Consider the following 21850-nt stretch of genomic DNA (forward strand, 5'->3'; position numbering starts at 1 on the left):
CCCGCGGAGCGGGTACCTGAGCGCTGCGCGCTCAGGACTGAAACCGCCTCGCTGCGCTCGGCGGGCTCGGCTTCGCCGAGCAAGGCCGGCCCTTCGGGCCGGGGTCCTGCGCTTCGCTTCGGACTAGTTCAGGGTTCCGCTGCGCTCCACCCTGAACGGCCCGCTTCGCGGGCCCAGGGACTCCCGCGCTGCGCGCGGGAGGTGACCCCGTTTCACGGGGTCTGGGCCTACGGCCCGTTGGGTGTCCGCTTCGCTCCCACCCTCAGTCCTTCCGGCTCCGCCTCTAGGACCACAGCCCGCTTCGCAGGCTGGCAGCAGCCGGGGGCGCTCCGTGTCGATCCAGGAGCCTGACTGCCATGTCGTGGTTGTAGGAGATCGCCAACTCGCGCGGAGTCTCACCGTCAGGTGTCGCGGTGGGGTCAGCTCCATAGGCCAGGAGGATCGCAGTGAGCGCCGAGTCGAGCGGGCCACCGGACTGAACTGCCCCATCCCCCTCCACATCGATCGCGTGGAGCAGGAGCGTCATCCCGCAGCAGACCTCTTCCGGATCCACACCCGCGTCCAGGAGACGGGTCAGCTCGGCATGGTCACCCGACTCGACCGCCTGATGGGCAGGGGTCCACGGGTTCTCAAGAAACTCGGTCACTCAGACTCTCCCACCTGTACGGCCTGCGCTCCGCTGCTCGCCTGAGCGGCTACACGTGCTCCTGGTAAACCCTGATCTGGGCAGGCTTGAGAGTCCGGATCGTTTTCCACACTGCGCGCTCACTCAGCCCCTCGGCCCACTCCCCGAGATCCTCTCCTGCATCGTGGAAGAACCACGAGTCGAAGCTGCCCAGGCCCTGCAGAGCAGGTGGGAGTTCGTACCGAAGCTCGCAGTGGACCTGCACGTAGTGGTCGTGATCGCCAGCGCTGTCGACAACCTCGAACTGTCGGGTGAGGTCCAGCATGAACGCCGGAGGACCGTCAAACGAGTAGATCCCGTACTGGAACAGAAGACCATCAGCCTCAGGTGCGTCCGAAACATCGAACAGCCGCCGGCCGAAACGGAGAAAGGCAAGCCAGACATCTTCCGTGCCCAGGTCAGCACTTACCCGCCGCCCGACCTCCAGCTCGCCCTCAAGCAGTCCCACGGCCTCGTCCACCGACGGTCTCCGCGTCACATCCATCCCTCCCGTACTTCTGCTGCGGGCCAGCGTACGCAACCCGCGAGCCTTCCCAGGCACAGCATCAGGTCCATAGGAATCTGGACCGCATTCCATGGCTGCTTCATTTTCTAGTCTGGATAGAAACATGAAATGGGCATCCATGGCGCTACGGAGGTAGACCAGACAGTCGCAAGAACGTCATCGCTTGTCAGAGCGACAGGGTCTCGGCCAGAAATCCGGGGTCAAGGCCCAGACCTACCGGATCCACGGCATGATCCACGCAGGTAGCAGTGCGTCGGGTGGAAAGCGGGGGCTGTTCATGGGCGGGGACTCGCACGCGAGGACATCGGGCAGCATCGAATACGGACCGCTGCCGCCACGCTCGGCCGGGACGCGGGCACGTCGAGCAGCTCCCCGGCGGGGTGGAGCACCGGACCGGGGTATGGATCGTCAACCAGAAGCAACGCCGCGACCGGCTCGACGCCGGACAGCTCGCCGCGCTCGCCGACCTCGGCGTGGACTGGGCAAAGTAGGCAGCCGAAACCGTGTGGAGCCGACGGCAGAGCCTTGAGAGGATCCCCGGCATGCCCTGTCCCACAGCGGAGAAGCCCCTCGCCTCAGTCTTCGGGCTGTCCCCCGAGCGCACACAGCGAATCCGCAGCCGTCATCGCACAGGCGCATCCGCCGGGAGACCGAAGTGCCGGCGGGCGATGGCGGCGGTATCAGCCCACTTGACGCCTAGCAGGCGGACCACCTCTTTCAAGGCCTGCTTCGACAAGCGCTTGTTCCACTTCAGCACTTCGCCACCACCATCCGGGGCGCTTTCGCTCGCATGGACCCGGGGGCCGTCCAGCTCCACGAGCCACGGGACCTTCTCCCCGAACCCCCCATCCACCAGGTCCGTACCCACACGCCCGAACCCATGGCAGGAGGCGAGCACCACGACGCTGTCCACGCCCCGCGCAGGCCTCGGGGTGGCCTCGATGATCCGCACATCGCAGAAATAGCGGACCTCCCACCCCGGATGATCGCCGTAGCTCTTTGGAAGGGAACTACCCTTGTTCAAGGTCGCGGCCAGATCCTCCTGGATCACCGGCCGCATCGTGCGCACGAACTCCGGATCCAACGGCGGAAGCGGCGGTATCGACTCCTCACATCCAGTCGACACCAGCACCAACGCCAACACCGCACCCCACACTCCCGATCTTGATCTCATTCCCCTCCAGACGCACCACGCCGCCCCCAGGTTGCACCCGCCCGAACCGAATGAACGCCGCCGACCTGCACAGACCAAGGCACAAGCCCAACCCGACCCATGCAAGATCAGCCGGCACAGGCCAACCCCGTTGGCGTCAAACTCGACCACCGGCTCCCAGACCAACCAGCAGCCCAGGACTCTGCACCAGACTGCGAAGCACCGCTTTCATGACAGAACTCCACCAGAAAAAGCACCACCTCGTGTCAGCGCCACAACCCCGAACACCACCTTCATGTCAGTCAGCGCACAGCGCCGACACGGCGTTCACCTACCGAAAGCCACCAGACCTAACACCGTGTCACTACCAGCCATCAGTGACACAAAAGCGGCTCATCGCACAAGGCGCAGCAGGCGTTCCAGCAGGGCCTGGCGGCCCTCACGCAGTGGGTGGAACGGGAAGGGCCCCACCGGCCAGTCCCCAGGGCCCACTGCGAGGAGATCTCGGTCGAGGGCGAGGCGGGGCCAGTGATCGTGAAGCTCGGCGTGTGGGTCTCCAACACCAAGAGCCGGCGCGACAAGCTCACCGCCGATCAGCTCGCCGCCCTCGGGGCGCTGGGCGTGGACTGGGCGTGAGCGATGCACCGGTGCGCAAAGAGCGCACTGGTGCATCACTTCGCGACGGTCAGGGCTGGATCAACTTCCCGGCCGCCGCCTCGGTCAGACGCCCATGACCTGGGACGTCACGAGCTACGAGGGAGGGAAATCGATGACGGTCTTCTACCGCCTGCACTGGGCGGACTGCCCGCCGTTCACGGCCGACAATGCCTGGTCTGCCTGTGGGGCAGCACTCGCAGCACAGACGGCTCCCGTATGGAGTGCTTCACCTGCGACGGCACCGGCCGACTAGACGATGCGCCCCCGTTCTTCTCGGCCGACTGCGGGCCGCCCACCCGGCGGCCCTCCGCTTCGCCGGGCCCCGCCCGCACACCGGGCGGCAGCGGCGCGAGGTCCTGGGACACCCTTCCGTCCCGGCTGTGATTCACATCACTGCCGGCGGATCGGTGCAGCACTCGGCCCCGTTTCGCCGTCATGGGGGCAGTGATCGGGACGGGACGAGGAAAGGAGGTCGGCGGGTGAGGTTTCGCAGGAGCGGTCCGGGTCCGGGTATCGGATTCACGGAGTTCGTCGCACAGCGGTCGGGAGCGTTGTTCCGCGCCGCGTATGCGCTGACCGGTGACGTGCACGTGGCCGAGGATCTGGTGCAGGAGGCGCTGGAGCGGGCGTGCCGACAGTGGCGGAAGGTCGCGGTGGCGGACTCGCCGGAGGCGTACGTGCGCAAAGTGCTGGTCAACCTGGCCAACGACCGCTGGCGGCAGCTGTCGCGCCGGGGCGAGCGCCCCGGGCTGTCGGGGGTGCCCGAGACGGCCGACCCCCGGGACCGGTTCGGGCAGGTGGATGTGCGCGCGGAACTGATCGAGGCACTGTTCGGGCTGCCGATGGGCATGCGCAGCGTGGTGGTCCTGTACTACCTGCACGATCTGGACGTCCGGCAGGTCGCCGACGTCCTGGACATCTCCTCGAGTGCGGTGAGGTCCCAGCTCGCCCGCGGCCTGGCCAAGCTGCGCGATTCCGTATCGGGCGCCCAGGCGCCGCACACGCCGTCGGGCGCTTTTGGAGGTACGAAGTGAGGAACACCTCGTCCGGACCGGCCCCGTTCGAGCCGGGCCTCGAAGCCGAGCTGCGTGCCGCGGTGGCCTCCTTCGTCGACGGGCCGACGGCGCCGGTCATCGACGCGGCCGCGATCGAGCGAGCCGTCAGCCGCAGCCGCACCCGCCGGGCGCTCCTCGGCACCGCTGCGGCGTGCTGCGTGCTGGTGTGCACCATGGTGGGGTTCTTCTCGCTGAAGCCCGTGCCGCCCGCGCCCGGCGCCTCCCCGTCCCTGTCCGCACCGGCGAACGGGGCGTGCACCCCGCTCACCACCGGTACCCCCAAGAACGGAAGCGCCGATCCGACTCCGACACAGGAGCAGGAGCAGACCGCGGGAGCGGACATCGCGCTGCCGGACCTGGCCGGCATGCCGGTCGAACAGGCCGAAAGCCTGCTGCGCGGACTCGGACTGAGCTGCACGATCATGCGGCACACGGACTGGAACGCTCCCGCCGGGCAGGTGATCAGCAGTCAGCCCCGGGGCGGCGCAAAACCGGTGGCACCGGGCTCGTCCGTCCTCCTGCTGGTCTCAACGGGCAAACCCGGCGGAACCTGAGCGACCGGGCCCTTCGGCCCGCGCACCGGCCGAGTGACCCAGGGGCCGGTGCCGGGCAGTCCGTCGACCGCGGCGCACCGGCTGGACGCCCGCCCCTCCGGGCCGCTGCTGGACTTTTCCGAGGGGCGCGTGCGGGGAGGGGAGTGGGGAGAGGGCTCCTGCCGGTGGGGCAGCACGCGCTCGGAGGCGAGCCGGTACATCACCTGCCTCAACGTGACTTTCAACGGGGCATACCCGTTCACGATCTCCCTCGCCCGTTCCACGTGATGATCCTCGGCCGCTACCAGCAGACCACCGCCCGACCCTCACTCATCCTCACCGGACCCGCCGCAGCCGGAAAGACCACGGCCCTCCTCCACGTCGGACGCACCTGCCACCTCGCCCACACCCGCACCGCGCACCCGCTCGGCAAGCCTTCCGACATTCAGGTCCCCGTCGCGTACGTCCTGGTCCCGCCCGGAGCGACCGCGAAAATGCTCGCGGCGGAATTCGCCCGCTACCTCGGCATCCCCATCACCGCCCGGATGACGCAGACCCAGATCACCGAGAGCGTCTGCCACACCTACAACCAGACCGGCGTCCGCCTCGTCCTCATCGACGAAATCCACCGGGTCAACCCCCGCACCACCACAGGCGCCGAAACCGCCGACCTCATCAAAGACCTCACCGAACGCATCCAAGCAACGTTCGTATACGCCGGCATCGACGTCACATCCACGCCCCTGTTTGCCGGGGTCCGCGGCGCGCAACTCGCAGGCAGGGCCTCGCTCATCGAGTGCGGGCCACTCCCCGCACGCCTCGGCAACAAGCATCCCTTCACCGACACCGTCACCGACCTCGAAAACGCCCTCGACCTCCACCACCACCGGCCCGGCACACTCCCCCGCCACACCACCTACCTCCACCAACGCACCGCCGGCCGCATCGGATCCCTCACCCGACTCATCCGCCAAGCCGCCATCACCGCCATCGGGGACGGCACCGAACGCATCACCAAAACAGCGCTCGACGCGATCCGCCTCGACCACCACGCCGAAACCACAAACCAGCCCCGCACCGGTGGGCGCGCGAACCTGACCGATCAGAGTAGTCAGCATGTCCACCGGCGCGCGCCGACCATGACGGTCAGCGGGGTCACCGAGCCACGGAGGCGGGCGGCGGATACGGTCGCGTTGTGCCGGTTGAGGCCGGAAGCGACGATCAAGTCGGTAGAGCGGTCAGAACCTTCAAATTGACCGGGGTGTGCCGAGTGGCGCCTGGGCAGGCTGGCGCCCGAAGGGGGACGGGGCGTACGGCCGTACCGAAAATGCGATGACCTGCGATGACGCACCGTGGCAGAGTCACCGCATGTCCAATGACATCGCCTATCCCGTCTTCCGTACCCCCGACCTCGCCCTCGCCATGAGCACCGCCCGCCGCCTCATGGAATTCGGCCGCCGCGAGTACTCCCAGGTATCCGTGTCCGTAGAACTCCGCTCCGTAGCCGAGGTACGGCGGGTGGCGGCGGAGCTGCCCGGGGCGTGGTTCCGGGGGGAGGAGGAGTACGGGGAGTTCGACGGGGTGCCGTTCCAGGAGCAGCCACCGCTGGTTCTCGGCGTCCAGGCGCCCGGCCTGCCGGCCGAACCGTCCGCCTACGAACGACGGCTGCCCGTCGAGTGCTCGCTCCTCGACCAACCGGTCGGCAGCATCGAGGACGCCTTCTCTGCAACCACCGGCCCCAACATCGGCGAGATCCGATGGACAAGCCTGTGCTGGCCGGACGCACCCGAGGCGGGATTCGCCGGCGAGTCCAAGCACGCCGAGGTGACGCTCCTCCTCAACACCCGCACCCGCGACCTCGACCAACCGGCCGACGACCACACCGTCCTCGTCCACACCCTCAGGGCAGTGTTCGACGACCGACAGACACGGGAGCCGTATGCGCACTGGCTCGCCGAGCAGGTGGGACTCACGGTCATCGGGCCCGGACAACGGTTGTAGGGCAGGCAGCACCCGCCGTCTCCGCAGGTCAGTGCGATACTGGTGGAGCGCGTGTCCCCGTCGAGCGCGGGGCACGGATCCAGGTCCGGAAGTGAACAGGCGTCGAGTTCCTCGACCCAGTGATCACATGAAACGCGGTGGCGGCTGCCGGTGAGGGCATGTGATGGTTCGGCCCATGGGCGACTCCACGGCGTATGCCGTCTACCGGACCACCGACGCCAGTCTGGCGTACACGCAGGCCATGCACCTGCGTTCACTGATGACGGAGTGCGAGCCGAAGGCCGGGCTCTACGCCGAGCTGCGAACGGTCAAAGACGTACGGCAGATGGTTGCGGTCCTGCCTGACGGAAGGTTCGACTTCGCAGACATGCGCACCGATCCGTCGGGTGAGGAGCTCTGGTTCGACCTGGACGTGACAACGGCCGCCGACGCCGAGCTCGAAGCCCACCTCCCCCTCGACGTCATGCTGGACGTTCCGGCCGGGAGCGTGGAAGAACGCTTCATAGCAGCTCTCGGGCAGGGCATGGCCGCCATCGACTGGCCAGGCCTGTGGCCGGACGAACCAGAAGCGGATCACTATGGGAACGCGAAATACGACGGTGTGCAGATCGTGTTCCACGGCGACAACGCCCAGCTGGGCCACTGGACCGAGCATCACACCGTCTTCGTCCACGTCGGCAAGTTCGGTGACCTCCTCCGGGCCCAAGAACTCGCCGCACGCATCGGCGGCAAGGTCTTGGGCGAGCCACAAACCGGATGGTGACACGACGGTTCGGCGAGAGCGATGGTCGGCATCCACTCGATGTCCGGCGACGTCACCGATCTGGCCGGCGCTGACCCGATGTAAGGGCGGCCGACCGGCGGATGCCTGGCTGCGGGCCCCACCTACCAGGCCGGGCGCGGATCCCACAGTTCCTCCGGGGTCTGCTCGGGCAGCCACGTGTACCCGACGTCCGTGCGCCACAACGAGCCGGGGTGCGGCGCGAACTCCTGCGTGAGCGGTGCCGGCTCGTGGAAACGCTCGGTGCCCGCCAGCGGTGCGGCGTCGTTCGCCTGCACCATCCCACCAGCCCCTCGACGACGCCGCATCCCAAGCCTCAGTAGGGGCCACCCTTGCCATCATCCCGCGACGGTGGGCGGTTATCCGGCATTCGGCTGACGTCGGCATCCGGACTGAGGTAGGGGTGCACTGACTCCCGTTGGCGGAGCCTTCAGGTCTCATGGGCTCGCTGACACGAACGTGGTGCCTGGCCGAGGCGTACTGACACAGGGTGGCGTTCGGCCTTGTCGGGTGCTGTCACGAAACCGGTGCTTCGCACCCGGCTCTGCGCTGCCATCGTCGACCGCCTCACCTTCGGCGGCAACATCATCCAGACCGGAACCGATTCCTACCGCCTCGCCGCGACCAAAGCCCAAGCGGAGCGAGCAACCGGCTGAGAGACCGCGGGAGTGCGTCCTGAGGCTCTGACGGAGCTCCAGCTTCGATCTCCCTCAGCAGCCCTCCCTCATCGTCATAGAGCTCAAGCCTGAACCGCAGGCCGAACCGGATCAGTAGTGCTGCCAGATCTTCGAACCGTCGAGGATCGACGACTCCGTTCAGGAGAGAGTCACCCTCGGTCGGGTCCACCTCGATGCGGCACCAGCTGGTCTCGATCTCATACGCCTTCCACGACGCCGATCTGGAACTCCAGCCTGCCCCGATGAACCGCTCGGCCACCAACGAGGCACTCGGGGCACCTGACAGGCCACCACACACGTTGTTGTTGATCTCATGCCAGACGGGATCGAGCGGCTGTCCCTCATCGGATATGTCCACAGCTGGATTATGAAGCAGACCGCGGGCCTCGATCGCACACGCTAGCGACATCAAAACTCGGTTCTGGCACAGATCTTGGGCTCTGTCGCATTTTTGGGGGCAGTTGGGCAGCTATCCGATGTGATGGGTGGGGTTAAGGTCGGGGATCTTCTTCTGCCGGGTGTCGCGGTGGAGGTCGACCAGGTGGTGCTGATGGATGTGGAGGTCCGGGTCGCCGTGCGGTCAGGGCAGTGTCGGCTGCGTGTCCTGGATGCGGGCGGAGATCTTCGAGAGTGCATTGCTACTACGAGCGGACTCTTGCGGATCGTCCGGTCGCTGGCCGACGTGTGCGGATCGAGCTGCGGGTGCGTCGGCTCGTGTGCGGGAACGGGCAATGTGACCGTCGGACGTTCGCCGAACAGATACCGGGCCTGACGCATCGCCACGCACGCCGCACCGACGCCCTATCCGCCCAGCTCACGAACGTGGCCCTGTTCCTGGGTGGCCGGCCAGGCACTCGACTGCTCCAGCGCATGACCATCGACACCTGTAAGGACACACTGCTCCGGCTGATCCGTAGGCTGCCGCTCCTTCGTCGGGATCGGTGCCGCATCTTGGCGTCGATGATTTCGCCGTGCGCAGGGGACGGACCTACGCCACCATCCTCATCGACATGGCAACCCACCGTCCGATCGACGTCTTGGCTGACCGGGCCGCAGACACCTTCGCTTCCTGGCTGCGGGACCATCCTGAGGTCCGGATCGTCTGCCGCGACCGTGCCGGATCCTACCGGGACGGGGCACAAGTCGGTGCCCCTCAGGCCATGCAGGTAGCCGATGCCTGGCACCTTCTGAACAACCTGGCGCAAGCAGTCGAACGCGTCATCGGACGGCATCGCGCTGACCTGCGGCAGCCCCTCACCTCGCACGATGGCCGGACCGAAGACGGCCTGTCCTTTGAAGACGGCGACCGCGAAGAGCTAGACATCCACGGACGGCCTCGGCCTCTGGTTTCCCGCACGCGCGATCGCCACCAGCAGATCCATGAGCGCATCGAACGCGGTGACAGCCTTCGCGCCATCGCGCGCGACCTCAAGCTCAGCCGCGGCACGGTCAACCGCTTCGCGCACGCCGCAGAAGTCGACGAACTTCTCCTCGCAGCGATCCACCGACCCGCGCTGATCGACGACTACCGCGTCTACCTGCACCAACGCTGGATGGAAGGCTGCACCAACGCTTCCGCGCTCACCCGGGAAATCCAACGGCTGGGCTTCCGCGGCGACGTCAACACCGTCCGCCGACACCTCAAGCCCTACCGCAACGGCGCGATCCCGGTCACCGCTCCCTTGCCGCACCTGACCGTCCGCAGGGTCACCGACTGGATCATGCGCCGGCCCAAGCACCTCACCGATATTGAACGGAAGGGGCTCGACGAACTGTGCGAGCGGAACCCCGCTGGCCACGACCGGCGAGTACGCTCGCCGCCTGGCACTCATGATCCGCGAACGCCGCAGTGAGCACCTCGCCCTCGACGTCTGGATTGCCGACGTCGGCCTCGACGGACAGCGCGAACTCCGAACTCTTGCCAACGGCATGCGACGCGATCGCGCAGCCATCCAGGCCGCCCTCACCACGACCCACACGTCCGGAGCAGTCGAGGGCAACGTCACCCGGATCAAGCTCCTGAAGAGACAGATGTACGGCCGCGCCAACTTCGATCTCCTACGACGCCGCATTCTGCTCTCACCATGATCAAGAGGCCACGACCCCCAAATCAGCGACAGAGCCCACAACCTGAGCCAGAGCCTTCTCTCGTGAACAGAGCCAACGCGCCCAAACGTGGCCTTCCACTGCAGGGCTCGGCTGCCCCGATCCGCAGGACAACACCGTGCGGGGCCCCGTAGCGCGCAGCGCAAACCCCAGAGGCCCGCCCATCAAAGCCCGGCCCCGCACCTCGTTCAAGGAAACCCCAGCCCCACCAGTGAAGCCGTGGCCCCGCCCAGGCCTGCGCCCCCGCAAACCCAGCCACCCAATCCCGAACCAACCCTCACACGCACACAAGAAAGTCCGGGCACTCACCAGCCGGAAAACAGGCGCTCAGCAGGCAAAATACACACCCGTCGCCTGTGCACCTTCCCCCGATACCTCCCCGGACTCCTCCCCCCATACCTCCCCCGACACTTCCCCACACCCTTCCCCCCATGTTTCCGGTCACAAGACGATCCCGTGCAGGGCGCGGCGGTCTCCGGTGAGTGCGTAGCGGCGAGTAGCGAGGCCCGTGTCGAGATTGCCGATCTCGTCGCACAGCGGCCCCAGGACGTCGGCGGCGGTGGTGTCGCAGAGGTAGGCCGGGGCGACTTCGAGGAACAGCTCGCCCATCGCGTGTGCGCTGACCGCCAGATCGGCGACAACCCGGCGCAACTCGGCGAGTCCAGGGTCCGCCGGCGGAGCATCCGGCGGTTCGGGTGGAGCGGCGCGCAGTTCACGGACGGCCTGGTGGACCACGGCGCGCACCGTGGCCGCGTCGAGGTCCTGGGCGCCAACGCGGGTGCACGCGGCGATGCGGCCGGTGATCAGCTCCGCGATGTCGCCGCTGCGGGCGGCGACGGCGATCACGGCCCGCTGGGAGAACCCGTAGTCCAGCGCGGCCTCAGCGACTTGGGGGGCGTCTCGCGTGCGGGACACCAGGGTGCCCGCGGTGGCCCCGGCCCGGATGGCAGCCACGCCGCGGGCGACATCGAGCAGCCGGTAGACCTGCGCCACCGGCTGATCCCGAACTCCACCGCCCCGTACGCCTCCCACGAAGGGTGCGAGAGCGCGAGCCAGACACGGGCGGCGTGCGCGTCACTGACCAGGTGAGCGAGCACCTCGACCGTACGCCGGACGTCGTCCATCGCCTCCCGCCAACCCCACCGTCACCACGCGGGCCTGCACGTCGATCAGCGGCGGCCGCTCCAGTTCGGCGCCGTCGTTCTCGGCTTGTTCGTGCTCGCCCATACGACCATCGTCGACGCGCCGACGTAACCCGACCAGGGCGTGCGGAACCACTGACCGACGGCCCAATGGTCCCCGCGTCCAGGCCGGAGGACAGGCGGCGAAGCGCCTGCGCGCAGCATGAGCCGCTCGGCCGGAGCGCCGGGCATGGCGGGGGGCATGAACGGATCAGTGAGCAGCGCCGCCCGTTGGGCTCCGCACCCGTTCGGCCCCGCCGACAGGGCGCCACGTCTCGGCCGGCTGGCGGCCGAGCTCGCTACCCCCCGGACGCGTGGCTCTCCGCGCCGGGGAACGGGTACCCGAGGCTGTCCTGCGGCCCCAGAGGCGGGCGGTCGGCGAGGGCATCAGCGCCTCCACCTGAGGAAGGGGCCGGGACAGTGCCTCTGAACCACCGCGTCCGGCGGCCGACCCAGACTGTCGCGCCAGGCCCGAGCCGCCGGCACGTCCGTTCACGCCCAGCCCATCACGCACGGCCGCACCCGTCAGCGAACCTCACCACAAACCTCCCCAGTGCAGGTCACGGAGCCAGCACCGGGCCCATAGAACCGCCTTGGGCACTTCCCCGACACGCCCCTCGGCCGTACCTCCCCACGTCCCCAGGAAGCTCTCACGGACTCGTTCTCAGGGGACGTTGAGGACCTGGACCTCATGGACGTTGGCCATGAACGGGCTCTGGCACACCTCGTTGAACGTCCATGCATCCCCGAGAACGTCGGCTGGCCACTGAACGGTCCCCGCACCCCGGCGGCGAACCTCCCCACAAACCTCCCCGAAGCCTCTGCCCCGGCACGACGCCGGCCAGCGGGGGGCTTGCGCGTTCCCACGAGTATTGGACGATCGGCTTCGCCACCACCGCCGCTTGACGACCTCCGGAAGAGGGTGCGGCGGCAGCACAGGAGCGACCCGTTCCACGGGCAGCCCCACCTTGCCGGAGTGAACCCAGACCGGGATCCCGTCGGCGTCTGCGTACCAGTAGCCGTCGGCCGCGTTGAACGGCCACAACCTCGACGGACGGTCCGCCACCGCGACCCCTCGCGCGGCAGCCTCCAGGCCGGGCAGAGCCAGCACACCGCGTGGTCGCCCTCGCCCTCTTGGACGAACGGCTCAGTCATCCCGACACGCTAGGCCCCGGGACGGCGGGGGCTTCACTATTTCAAATGACCGGCGGCCGGCCCAGCCGGGTCATGCGCCACACCGTCCGCCACCTCATGGGCCGCCTCGGCGGGCACGGGACCCGGACGCCCTCGAAGAAGCCCGCCCACCACGACCTGAGGCCGTGCAGCGGGGGCCTCTGCGCGACGGTGTACGCGGCCCAGGTCGCGAGGTAGACCGGCACGAGGACGGCGGGCAGGTGGCGCCGTGCCAGCCAAACCCGGTTACGGCCGGTGTTGCGGTAGTAGGCCGCATGCCGGGTCGCCGCCGTGCGGGGGTGGCGGAGCAGCAGGTCCGCCCGATAGTCGATCTCCCACCCAGCGTCCAGCGCCCGCCATGCGAAGTCGGTCTCCTCGTGCACGTAGAAGAATTCCGCGGGGAACTCTCCCACCTCATCGATCACTCTCATGCGGATGGCGTGCGCGCCCCCGAGGAAGGTGGTGACCGGGCCCGACACGGCCGGGTCGGCACCCCCAAGGCGGGGGACGTGCCGCCGCTGGGTGAGCCCTTTCTCGTCGACGATCCGAAAGCCCGCGATCCCCAGACACGGGTTCTCGACGAAGGCCTCGCGCACGAGCCGCAACGTGTCCGTACGGGGCAAGAGCCCGTCGTCGTCAACGACGACCACCACGTCCACGCCACCGTGCTCGCGCAACCACTGCACACCCGCGTTCCGGCCCCCGGGAATTCCCAGGTTCCCGGGCAGCTCGACGCCGGCCACCCCGTCCGGCAGTACGGGCAGCTTCACGCCCTGGCCCAGCACCACCACGGTCGCCGCCGGGCCCTCCTGAACCGCCACCGAGTCCAGCAGCGCCCGAAGTTCCTCCGGCCGGTCGCCCATCGTCAGCACCACCACGCCCAGCGCGGCCGGGGCGATTACGCGGTGGCTCGCAGCAGTTCGGCCGCACGCTGGTCCAGGCTCGCTGCGCCGGCAACCCCACGCTTGCGGTATCCGGCCGCCGTCGATTGAATGGCCCGAACCTCCTGCCGGTTCCGGTCGGAGACCACACCGTCCATGAAATCGAGCGACCGGGTCCACAGGCCGACGGCCTCCTCGTGCCGGTGCTGCGCCGCGACCGCCTTCCCGAGATTCATCATGGTCAGACCGTGCACGCGCTGGTAGGTCCCCGGAGCACGGGCAGCCAGCGCGGTGCGGTAGTGCCGCTCCGCCGCCGCGAAGTCCTTCATGGCCGTGAGCGTCTTGCCCGTGTGTGACGCGACGGTCGCCGCCACCGGGCCGGATGCCAACGCGTAGGACGGCACCGGCTCGCCTGTGTCCGAGAGAGCGTCCTCAGCCGCCAGCAGCGCCCGCGCAGCCTTCCCGCTCTCCCCATCCGTCCCGTACGCCCTCGCGCAGGTCACCAGGAGCAGCGTCTCGGTCTGCCGGTCCACCTTCCCCGTCGCCCGTCGCAGCGCCTCCTCCGACAGCTCTACGCACATGTCGGGGTGGGAGAGGTCGAGGGCCTGGTGCGTCAGGGCCCTCATCTGCCATGCGGCGTGCCCCGCCGGATCGCACTCGCAGGCCAGTTGGTAGCCGAGCAGGTAATACCGTTGAGCGGCGCCCTCACAGCCCAGGTCGTGGTGCTTCCAGCCGACGAGGGTTGCCAACTGCGCCGCCGCCGCGAAGGCATCCCTGCGCGCGGCCTCGGAGGGGAAGCGTGCTTCAAGCATGGGGGTGACGGTGTCGGTCAAGTACGTGGTGACCGTGGTCAGCCCGTGGCCACCGCCTAGACGGTCGTCCACGCTCCGGAACTCTCCGTGAGCTGTCGGACCGTCGCTACCTCCTCGGCTCCGATGTTGCCGCCGGACCGGGCGGCTTTCAACGTGGAGGCCACGGCCTCATGGTCGTACACCAGGGGGAGGCCGACAGCGGCGGCGGCGAAAGCGGAGTTGAGGAAGTCCCGGCGGCGGAGCATGACGAATCTCCCGAGGTCAACGGCGGTGGCGAGCGGATTGGCGCTCAGAGCCTCCCCGATGCCAGCGCAGCCTAGACCGATTTCGCCGGCCGTTACGCGCCGCTTCATCTTTCTGGTAAGAGCCTCGGCGATGTACTCGCCCGTCTGTCCCGATGGTGTACCGCCGGACACCCAGGATGCGATGGCCGACGGAGCGGTGTTCAGCCTCTCGCCGACCTCGGCCGCGACCGTGCGGATCTCCCGCATCTCAGCAGGAGTTCGTACAACCATTGCGGGGTGTCGTGGGTCCTCTTCTGTGGCGCCTGATGCGCTGGATTCGTTCATGTCTTCGAGGGGGAACCGTCCGTGCTCCGAACCCGTCCGACCCGGCGTCTGGGTCTGCTGGCCGCCACCACCACCGTTCTTGCCGTCACGCTCGGCGTGGTCGCGCCCGTCGCCGGTGACGCGGGGGCCGCGTACGCGGTCGGCGGGGTGGCCGCCGCGGCCGCCCCGGTGCCGTTCCTCAAGGGGTCGATGGTGACGGGGGCCGGGCTGACCGGGTTCGTGTCGCGGCCGAAGGACGCCTGGGGGGACAACCGGTGGACCCGGTACTCCGACGGGTCCTCGAAGCGGCTTCAGGACGCGACCAAGCTGCGGTCCTCGCGGACCGCGGACTATCTGGTCACCTACACCGGCTCCTCCGTGGTGTCGGAGAACCTGTCGACGAAGGCCGAGCTGCACCTCCCCATGGGGGAGAGCGACACCGCCACGTACCTCGGGTCGGCGGGCAACGCCCTGTTCACCCTGACCGGCGACGGAAGCACGGTGCAGATGCACCGGCACGCCACGGAGGGCGGCACGGTGCCCGTCACCGGGCTGCCGGACGGCGCGAGCTCCGTCGGCTTCGCTCCCGGTACCCCGGAGCATGCCCTGGTGACGTTCAGGGTCGGCTCGGTCGCGCGGTGGGGGCTGATCGACCTCGCCACCGGCGCCGTCAGCGGGATCCGCACGCGGACCGCGCGGTCTTCCGAAGGCGCCATGGCCGTTTCGCAGACGCACGTCGCCTGGACGGAGACGGAGCTCGGCGGGACGGACAGTCCGGCGCTGTTCCTGCTGGACCGGTCGTCGGGGGCGGTCCAGCAGGTCCCGATCCCCAAGGCGTGGGCGAGCAACCTGCAGATCGGCCTGGTCGGCGGCTGGGTGGTGTACGGCGAGGCGGGCGGCATCGACAACGGTGACAGCAATCCGCTGTACGCCCTGAGCGCCTACGATCCGGCGACGAAGAAGACGGTGAAGGTGCTCGACCACCTCACCTCACTCGCGGCAGCCCCCGACAGCCTGTACGTACGGGGCGGGACCATCGGCCTGGGCGAGGGGCTGTACAAGCTCGCGCCCGGCGCGGACGGGGCCGCCCCGGTCGTCGCCATGGTGGCGAGTACCGGCGAGCCGACCCGTGTCGTCATCGAGGGCGACAGCATCCCCGCCACCGTCGACCTCGACCAGAACGGCGGCAAGGCGGACCTCACCTGGCAGCTCTCCCGGCACAGCGTGGCCGTGAAGGTCACCCTGCGGCACGTCCGGACCGGAAAGACCCGTGAGTTCAGCGTCTCCCACCCGCAGAGCCCGACGGTGACGTTCGCCTGGGACGGCACGATCGGGACGGACTTCACCAGCGCGTACAACGGTGCGTACGCGTGGGAGATGACAGCGGCACCGCTCAACGGCATCGGCCCGTCCACCTCCGCGTCGGGCACCTTCCAGGTCGCCCGCAAGACCGTGCCGCACGACTTCGACGACAACGGCAGCCCGGACCTGATCGACCGGGACTCCGCCGGCCGGCTGTGGCTGAGCGACACCGCGTACTACAAGGAGCACGGCCAGCTGACGGCCCAGTCACGCCGGCAGATCGGCACGGGCTGGAACGTCTACGACCGGATCGAGGCGACGGGTAACATCGGCGGGACGGCGGTCGGCGACCTCGTGGCCCGCGACAAGGCCGGTGTGCTCTGGCTCTACCAGGGCAACGGCCGGGGCGGGTTCGCGGCGCGCACGAAGGTCGGCGGCGGCTGGAACACCTACGACCGGATCGCCGCGGGCAGCGACCTGAACGGGGACGGGCGCCCCGACCTGCTCGCCGCCGACAAGGCCGGTGTGCTCTGGTACTACAAGGGCACCGGCTCGGCCGCCGCCCCCTTCGCCCCCCGCAAGAAGATCGGCGGCGGCTGGCAGAACTTCAACGAACTGACGGCCGTCGGGAACATCGCGGGCGGCCCGGCGGGCGATCTGCTGGCCCGGGACAAGGCCGGGGTCCTGTGGCTGTACCTGGGCAAGGGCGACGGCACGTTCACGGCGCCGACGCGGGTCGGCGCCGGCTGGGGCCCGTACAAGCACCTCGTCGCCATCGGCGACGGAGACCGTGACGGGCGCCCCGATCTGGTGGCGCTCGGACCGACCGCCGGATACATGTACGGAGGGACCGGCGACTGGCGGGCTCCGCTGCGGGCAAGGCAGTCGGCCTCGCTGCCGTACCTCGGCGATACGGGACATCACGTCGCCTGACCTCGGTCTCCGGCGTTCCCGTCAGAACGTGACCCCCACACCTTCCGCTCCATGACGGCGCCAACCACCCGAACACCACCGGCGAACCACGCGGGTCATCACCGCAGGCCGAAGGCTCCCGTGCTGCGCGCGCGAGGGCCTTCGGCCTGTTCGGGTCCGCCAGGGCAGGAGCCCGCGGCGCGGGCGGCCGGCGGTCACTTCGGTGACCAGTCCCGCTCCCCAGATTCCTCAGTTGGTTCACTTCGTGAACCAACTGAGGCGAAGAGCCGGTCTGGGGAAATTTCAAGATCCGCATCAGCCTCGAGATCAGGCGGCGGAGAAGTTGTCGAGCTGGAGCCAGGTGATCTTGGCGTTGGTGTTGGCTCCGTGGATCCACACCTGGCGCTGGGCGTTGACTTCGACGCGGCAGGTGGTCAGGCCGTTGACGTTGTTGCGGGGGCAGATGTCCCGGGCGGTCGTCGGGATGCTCACGTCGGCCGGGAGGGTGCCGAGCAGGAAGTCCGTGTCGAAGGTACCGGTGATGGTGCCGCGGAGCTGGAGGAAGCCGGTTCCCGCGATCTGCACGATGCGGAACTGGGGCACGGTCTGCACGCCGATTCCGGCGCCGCTGGTCACGGTGATCTGCCTCCAGCCGCCGGCGACACCGACCTCGGTGGTCCCGGTAGCGGTTGCGGGGGTGGCGAGGAGCGGCCCGGCGGCCGCGGCGGCGGGGAGCGCGAGTGCCGCGGTGAGAAGTGTGCGGCGGCTGGACTGGGATGTGGACATGGTGGATCCCTTCAAGACGATGAGTCGCGGTGCGCGGTCGCGCGCGGGTGGAGCAGCCGGTCCGGGCGGGGTGCGGGTCAGTTCCATGCCGCGGAGAAGCCGCCGAGGTCGATCCAGGTGATCCTGTCCTCGGGGCCGGCGCCGTGTATCCACAGTTCACCGGCGCTGGTGACCTCGGCCCGGCATGCGACGTGGGAGCTGCCGGTGTTGCGGGCCACGATGGCGCGGATGGGCCCGCTGGGGATGAGGGGTGCCGGCAGCGTCGCCACCCGGGTGTGCGTGGACAGGTCGCAGGTGAAGGAGCCGCGGAGTTGGAGCGTGGTGCTGCCGCGGACCTCGATCAGGCGTCCCTGGAGCGTAGCGCGGGTGACGGCGGGGGCAGCCAGGTCGAGCCAGTCCGTGTAGGCCCTGATCCCTTCAACGGATGGGGCGGTGGAGACGTAGCAGACTGCCGCGAGACGGGGCTCCTCGTAGCCGCCGATACCGAACAGGAGCTTGGCCTCGGTGCCGACCGTGGTGACGGCCAGCCCTTCCGGTTCACGGGCGGGCAGTTCGGACAGCGCGGTGATCTTCTGCGCGTGCGCGATCGTGGCCCGCTGGCCGCTCGTGGCGGGCCAGGCAAGGGCGGTGATGTAGGTGTCGTCCGGATCGGGGTTCGCGGGGGTCGTCTTGCTACCGGTGTAGAGGTAGAGGTAGTCGCCGCAGGAGGCGAATCCCTGGAAGTTCGTCCCGTAGATGTGGGCGGCGCCCGGGTCGCTGCTCGGAGGCGACTTGGTCCAGCGGGTCAGGTTTCCGCTGACGTTTCCGGTGGCCGGGTCGATCGGGTACTGGGCGTAGAACCATCCGGCGTCGTCGAAGGTTCCGTCCGACAGCTGCTTCTTCAGCTCGAACCGGATGGTGAGGCGATGGCCCACCGGGTCGACCGTGGGGGCGCACCCGTATGCGAGATGGCCGGGGTACTCGGCGAGCGTCGGCCGGAAGGGCGTGGAGAAGGGCTTCGAAGTACCGGTCGACTCCATGGTGAGGTCGTACTTGCCGGGGTTGAACAGCACGCGGGTGACGCGGGTTCCGAAGGCGACCGGCTTGCCGCTGGGGCTCAGCTTGGTGGCGACCGGACCGGCCTCCGTCCACACGTAGGACTTGCCGTCGATGTGCTGGACACCGATCTGGTAGCCGTGGCCGAAGCCGTTCAGGTGCATCGACCCGGTGTTCTGGCCCGTCCACGGGTCGATGCGGTTCAGACAGATGTTGCCGGTGGCGCTGCCGCCCTCGGCCACCTGAGCGATGAAGATGTCGCCCGTGACGGGATCGGCGCCTATGGACTGCATCATGTTGTCGCAATGCTGTCTGGCGTTGGCCAGAGCGGTGTCCCAGGTGCCGGACAGTTGGAATAGGTCTCTGCTTGCCATCGTGGTGCCTCCTTCGTACAGCCTCGGATGTATCCCCGGTCACCGTGGACTCGGCGCATGTACCGCCGTTCAAGGCCTCGGTCGGGATACGGGTCCGGGCCTTAGGCGCTTCGTCCGTTCGCCAAGCCGCGCTCTGAGTGCGCACTCGCGTCAGACTTCGAATGGTGGATGAGCCCATGCGGTGCTCCGGGAGGATCTGCTGGAACCGCAGGGGAGGCCGTTCCGCGCGATGGAGCCAGCCGGATGCGCGGGGGAAGGCGCGGGGAGGGCTGCATACAGATGCCCCGCCGCCCCCGCACCGCGGAGCGGCCGGCCGGATTCCCCTGCACTTCGGGGACCCGGCCGGCCTTCACTGCTGGTGAGACGGATGTTCGGACGGGTCAGCTGAGGGACTGGATGGCGCCCCAGCCGCCGGTGCCGACCTGGATGCTCGGGCCGTCGATCGGGCCGTGGATCGAGCTGCCGCCCTTGTAGAACTTCAAGGTGCCGTCATTCGCGGTGGCCCACATGTCGGCGGTTCCGTTGAGGTCGGCATCGGCTGCGCCGGCGAGCAGCGGGCGGATCGCCTTGGTGTAGCCGCGGCCGTACTCGGTGCGGTCGCTGAAGTTCTTGCCGTCGGGCTGGCCGGCGTAGTGGTAGAGGATGCCGTCACGGGTGTCCCGGGCGAGCAGGTCTACGCGGCCGTCCTTGTCCGCGTCGCCGGGGGCGGTCAGTTCCATGACGTCCCAGCCGCCGGTGCCGATCGTGATCGGGGTGGCGACGGCCGGAGCGGTGCCCACGGCACCCGGGTACAGGAAGAGCTTGTTGGTGTGGGTGATCAGCAGGTCCGGCTTGCCGTCGCGGTTGGTGTCACCGATGCCGACGACCTGGGCGGAGGTGGGCACGCTGGCGATCAGCTCGGTGGGCGAGCCGATGGTGCCGTTACCGAGGTTGGGGTACATGCGTACCTCGCCGCCGACGATGGCCACGATGTCCTCCATCGCGTCGCCGTTCCAGTCGCCGCGGTGCGTCACGGACGCACCGGACCAGCCGCCGGTGCCGATGGTCACCGGCGCGCCGATGGCGCCGGTGCCTGCGCCGGGGTAGAGGAGCAGCTTGCCTGCGTCGTCGACCGCGACGAGGTCGGGCTTGTTGTCGCCGTTCATGTCGCCGGGGCGGGCGAAGGCGGTGCCGGTGATCCAGGTGCGGATGTCGTCCGTGCGCATCGCGACGGCATCGGTCCGTTCTTCGTCCTGCGTGGCTCCCAGGCATCCGCCTTGCCAGGAGCGGCTGGTGATGGCGAGGAGCTGGAGGTTGCCGCCCGACTCGCGCAAGACGGGGCCACCGGCGTCGCCCTGGCAGACGAGTCCCTCGCCCGACGGGGTCAGGTTCAGGTCGGCGGAGTTGCCGATATTGGCCTTGAACGGCGCGTTGTGCAGCGCCGTCGGGGCCCATTCCTGGCTGGTGCGGCCGAACCCGGCCACCTTCACGCTCTCGTCGGCGGTGGTCGCCGTGGTCGCCAGGGCAGCCGGCTTCACGTTGGAGATGCCCCGGTCCAGTTTCACCATGACCAGGTCACGGTCGGGGTGCGGGACCAGTTCCACCGCGGTGCGGGTGGCGCCGACCGTGATCTGGTTGAGGTCGCTGCGGCCGACGGTGAGGGTGGTGGCCTGGACCGGCTTGCCGGCGGCGGGCTTACCGTCCGCGGCGAAGCAGGAGGCCGCGGTCAGCGCCCAGCGCGGGTCGACGAGGACCGCGGTGCAGGTGCGGAGCTGGCCGATGCGCAGCTTGCCGACGAAGGCGTACGGGTTGGGCGCCATCGGCGGAGGCGTGAGGCTCGTGGCCGAACCGGTGACGCGCATCTCCAGCAGGACCGCCTGCTTGGGGTCGGCGGGGTTGGCCTCGCCGAAGCCCTTGGTGGTGTCCCGCGGAACGGTCAGGTCCTCGGTGGTGCCCTCGATCGACACGTTCGCCTTGATGTCCCGGTCATTGGTCTCGATGCGGTAGGCACGAGGGATGTTGACCCGGAGGTAGCCGGTGTTGGCGGCCGCGAAGCAGACCCTGGACTCGTCGGTGGGCAGGTTCCGCGCCCACACCATGATCTGGTACGGGCTGGAGCACGCGACGAGGGTGATGTTGCCGTCGCCCTCGATCAGGTCAGCGCCGGTCAGTGCGTGGATGTCGGCGCGATTGGGGTAGGAGCCGTCCTCGGCGGTATACGGCGCGGTGGGCGTCGGTTCACCGGCTGCGGTGGCCAGTGTGGTGGGCGTCCCCAGGGTTACGGCGATCGCCGCGGTAGTGATGGGTATCCATTTGCGCATGCGCACGAGAGTGTTCGCTTTCCGGATCGAACCCCTGCGCTGCGGCAGGGTGTTCACAGGGTGGAGGACCGCCGCCGAGGGACGGCGGACGCTCGGGAGTCGCCTGGGGGGGCCGCCGGTCAATATAGCCACAGGTTTATCAATCCGGTGACCGCGCCTTGATCTTGGTCTGTTAGCTAGCCGTTTCGGTCACGATCCGGTTACGGTCACCGCTTGGAGTGCAACCTTCCGTGCAGGTCGGAGATCAGGTATCACGTTCACAGCGACGCGCGGCCGGGTCAGGGGACTCGGCCTGTGGCGGCTGCCTTCGGCCTGGGGATGCCGAATCACAGAAGGCGGCGGGGCACACGTGCGTTGCGAACCGAGGAGACGAACCGCCCGCGTAATAACGCT

At 68.8% G+C, this 21850-nt stretch carries 20 protein-coding genes and 3 pseudogenes; 11 read left to right on the forward strand and 12 right to left on the reverse strand.

Annotated elements, in window-relative coordinates; genetic code table 11:
- Positions 1-283: 283 nt before the first annotated feature.
- The 3 genes from ACFYM0_RS32765 to ACFYM0_RS32775 form a co-directional block, all read right to left on the reverse strand.
- Positions 284-646: an ankyrin repeat domain-containing protein gene (locus tag ACFYM0_RS32765; protein ID WP_388507806.1), complete on the reverse strand. Its 363-nt coding sequence runs from the start codon at positions 644-646 to the stop codon at positions 284-286.
- A 49-nt stretch (positions 647-695) separates the two neighbouring features.
- Positions 696-1145, reverse strand: coding sequence for a hypothetical protein (locus tag ACFYM0_RS32770; protein WP_388507809.1), 450 nt, complete (start codon positions 1143-1145; stop codon positions 696-698).
- 667 nt (positions 1146-1812) lie between these two features.
- A complete protein-coding gene (locus ACFYM0_RS32775; protein WP_388507812.1) occupies positions 1813-2241 on the reverse strand; it encodes a hypothetical protein in 429 nt (142 codons plus the stop codon).
- Positions 2242-2745: 504 nt separating this feature from the next.
- Here ACFYM0_RS32775 and ACFYM0_RS32780 point away from each other — a divergent pair.
- The 6 genes and pseudogenes from ACFYM0_RS32780 to ACFYM0_RS32805 form a co-directional block, all read left to right on the forward strand.
- A pseudogene (locus tag ACFYM0_RS32780) lies at positions 2746-2979 on the forward strand (helicase associated domain-containing protein); the annotation flags it as partial.
- A 533-nt stretch (positions 2980-3512) separates the two neighbouring features.
- On the forward strand, positions 3513-4034 hold the full coding sequence (locus ACFYM0_RS32785; protein WP_388508091.1) for a SigE family RNA polymerase sigma factor: 522 nt from the start codon (positions 3513-3515) through the stop codon (positions 4032-4034).
- Positions 4031-4609, forward strand: coding sequence for a PASTA domain-containing protein (locus ACFYM0_RS32790; protein WP_388507815.1), 579 nt, complete (start codon positions 4031-4033; stop codon positions 4607-4609). The genes ACFYM0_RS32785 and ACFYM0_RS32790 overlap by 4 nt, the downstream gene beginning before the upstream one ends.
- Positions 4610-4875: 266 nt before the next feature.
- A complete protein-coding gene (locus tag ACFYM0_RS32795; protein ID WP_388508093.1) occupies positions 4876-5844 on the forward strand; it encodes a TniB family NTP-binding protein in 969 nt (322 codons plus the stop codon).
- A 112-nt stretch (positions 5845-5956) separates the two neighbouring features.
- Complete coding sequence (locus ACFYM0_RS32800) at positions 5957-6589, forward strand: hypothetical protein (protein ID WP_388507818.1); 633 nt, start codon at positions 5957-5959, stop codon at positions 6587-6589.
- A gap of 175 nt (positions 6590-6764) precedes the next feature.
- Positions 6765-7352 carry a hypothetical protein gene (locus ACFYM0_RS32805; protein ID WP_388507821.1) on the forward strand — a complete coding sequence of 196 codons (588 nt, stop codon included), beginning with the start codon at positions 6765-6767 and terminating at the stop codon, positions 7350-7352.
- A 122-nt stretch (positions 7353-7474) separates the two neighbouring features.
- On the opposite strand, the gene ACFYM0_RS32810 is transcribed toward ACFYM0_RS32805, so the two are convergent.
- Positions 7475-7651, reverse strand: coding sequence for a hypothetical protein (locus ACFYM0_RS32810; protein WP_388507824.1), 177 nt, complete (start codon positions 7649-7651; stop codon positions 7475-7477).
- 255 nt (positions 7652-7906) lie between these two features.
- Here ACFYM0_RS32810 and ACFYM0_RS32815 point away from each other — a divergent pair.
- From ACFYM0_RS32815 to ACFYM0_RS32830, 4 genes and pseudogenes are all read left to right on the forward strand, one after another.
- Positions 7907-8026: pseudogene (locus tag ACFYM0_RS32815) on the forward strand (AAA family ATPase); the annotation flags it as partial.
- A 609-nt stretch (positions 8027-8635) separates the two neighbouring features.
- A pseudogene (locus tag ACFYM0_RS32820) lies at positions 8636-8758 on the forward strand (transposase family protein); the annotation flags it as partial.
- Between the two features lie 230 nt (positions 8759-8988).
- Complete coding sequence (locus ACFYM0_RS32825; protein WP_388507827.1) at positions 8989-9900, forward strand: transposase; 912 nt, start codon at positions 8989-8991, stop codon at positions 9898-9900.
- Positions 9878-10135 carry a transposase gene (locus ACFYM0_RS32830; protein ID WP_388507830.1) on the forward strand — a complete coding sequence of 86 codons (258 nt, stop codon included), beginning with the start codon at positions 9878-9880 and terminating at the stop codon, positions 10133-10135. The genes ACFYM0_RS32825 and ACFYM0_RS32830 overlap by 23 nt, the downstream gene beginning before the upstream one ends.
- Before the next feature lie 459 nt (positions 10136-10594).
- On the opposite strand, the gene ACFYM0_RS32835 is transcribed toward ACFYM0_RS32830, so the two are convergent.
- The 5 genes from ACFYM0_RS32835 to ACFYM0_RS32855 form a co-directional block, all read right to left on the reverse strand.
- Entirely contained in the window at positions 10595-11146 is a 552-nt protein-coding gene (locus ACFYM0_RS32835; RefSeq protein ID WP_388507833.1) for a hypothetical protein, read from the reverse strand.
- An 81-nt stretch (positions 11147-11227) separates the two neighbouring features.
- Entirely contained in the window at positions 11228-11380 is a 153-nt protein-coding gene (locus ACFYM0_RS32840) for a hypothetical protein (protein ID WP_388507835.1), read from the reverse strand.
- Between the two features lie 1150 nt (positions 11381-12530).
- Positions 12531-13370 (reverse strand): glycosyltransferase family 2 protein, encoded by an 840-nt coding sequence (locus ACFYM0_RS32845; RefSeq protein ID WP_388507837.1) that lies wholly within the window; start codon positions 13368-13370, stop codon positions 12531-12533.
- A 35-nt stretch (positions 13371-13405) separates the two neighbouring features.
- Positions 13406-14272 carry a hypothetical protein gene (locus tag ACFYM0_RS32850; RefSeq protein ID WP_388507840.1) on the reverse strand — a complete coding sequence of 289 codons (867 nt, stop codon included), beginning with the start codon at positions 14270-14272 and terminating at the stop codon, positions 13406-13408.
- Positions 14257-14769 (reverse strand): hypothetical protein, encoded by a 513-nt coding sequence (locus ACFYM0_RS32855; protein WP_388507842.1) that lies wholly within the window; start codon positions 14767-14769, stop codon positions 14257-14259. Before ACFYM0_RS32855 ends, ACFYM0_RS32850 begins: the two co-directional genes overlap by 16 nt.
- Positions 14770-14790: 21 nt before the next feature.
- Here ACFYM0_RS32855 and ACFYM0_RS32860 point away from each other — a divergent pair, with 21 nt between their 5' ends.
- Positions 14791-16983, forward strand: coding sequence for an FG-GAP repeat domain-containing protein (locus tag ACFYM0_RS32860; RefSeq protein ID WP_388507844.1), 2193 nt, complete (start codon positions 14791-14793; stop codon positions 16981-16983).
- A gap of 306 nt (positions 16984-17289) precedes the next feature.
- Here ACFYM0_RS32860 and ACFYM0_RS32865 read toward each other — a convergent pair whose 3' ends face one another.
- The 3 genes from ACFYM0_RS32865 to ACFYM0_RS32875 form a co-directional block, all read right to left on the reverse strand.
- Positions 17290-17748, reverse strand: coding sequence for a hypothetical protein (locus ACFYM0_RS32865; protein WP_388507847.1), 459 nt, complete (start codon positions 17746-17748; stop codon positions 17290-17292).
- Positions 17749-17825: 77 nt separating this feature from the next.
- Complete coding sequence (locus ACFYM0_RS32870) at positions 17826-19157, reverse strand: hypothetical protein (protein WP_388507850.1); 1332 nt, start codon at positions 19155-19157, stop codon at positions 17826-17828.
- Between the two features lie 380 nt (positions 19158-19537).
- Entirely contained in the window at positions 19538-21457 is a 1920-nt protein-coding gene (locus ACFYM0_RS32875; RefSeq protein ID WP_388507853.1) for an FG-GAP-like repeat-containing protein, read from the reverse strand.
- Positions 21458-21850: the final 393 nt, after the last annotated feature.

The sequence above is a fragment of the Streptomyces sp. NPDC006487 genome (assembly GCF_042870555.1).
Taxonomy (GTDB): domain Bacteria; phylum Actinomycetota; class Actinomycetes; order Streptomycetales; family Streptomycetaceae; genus Streptomyces.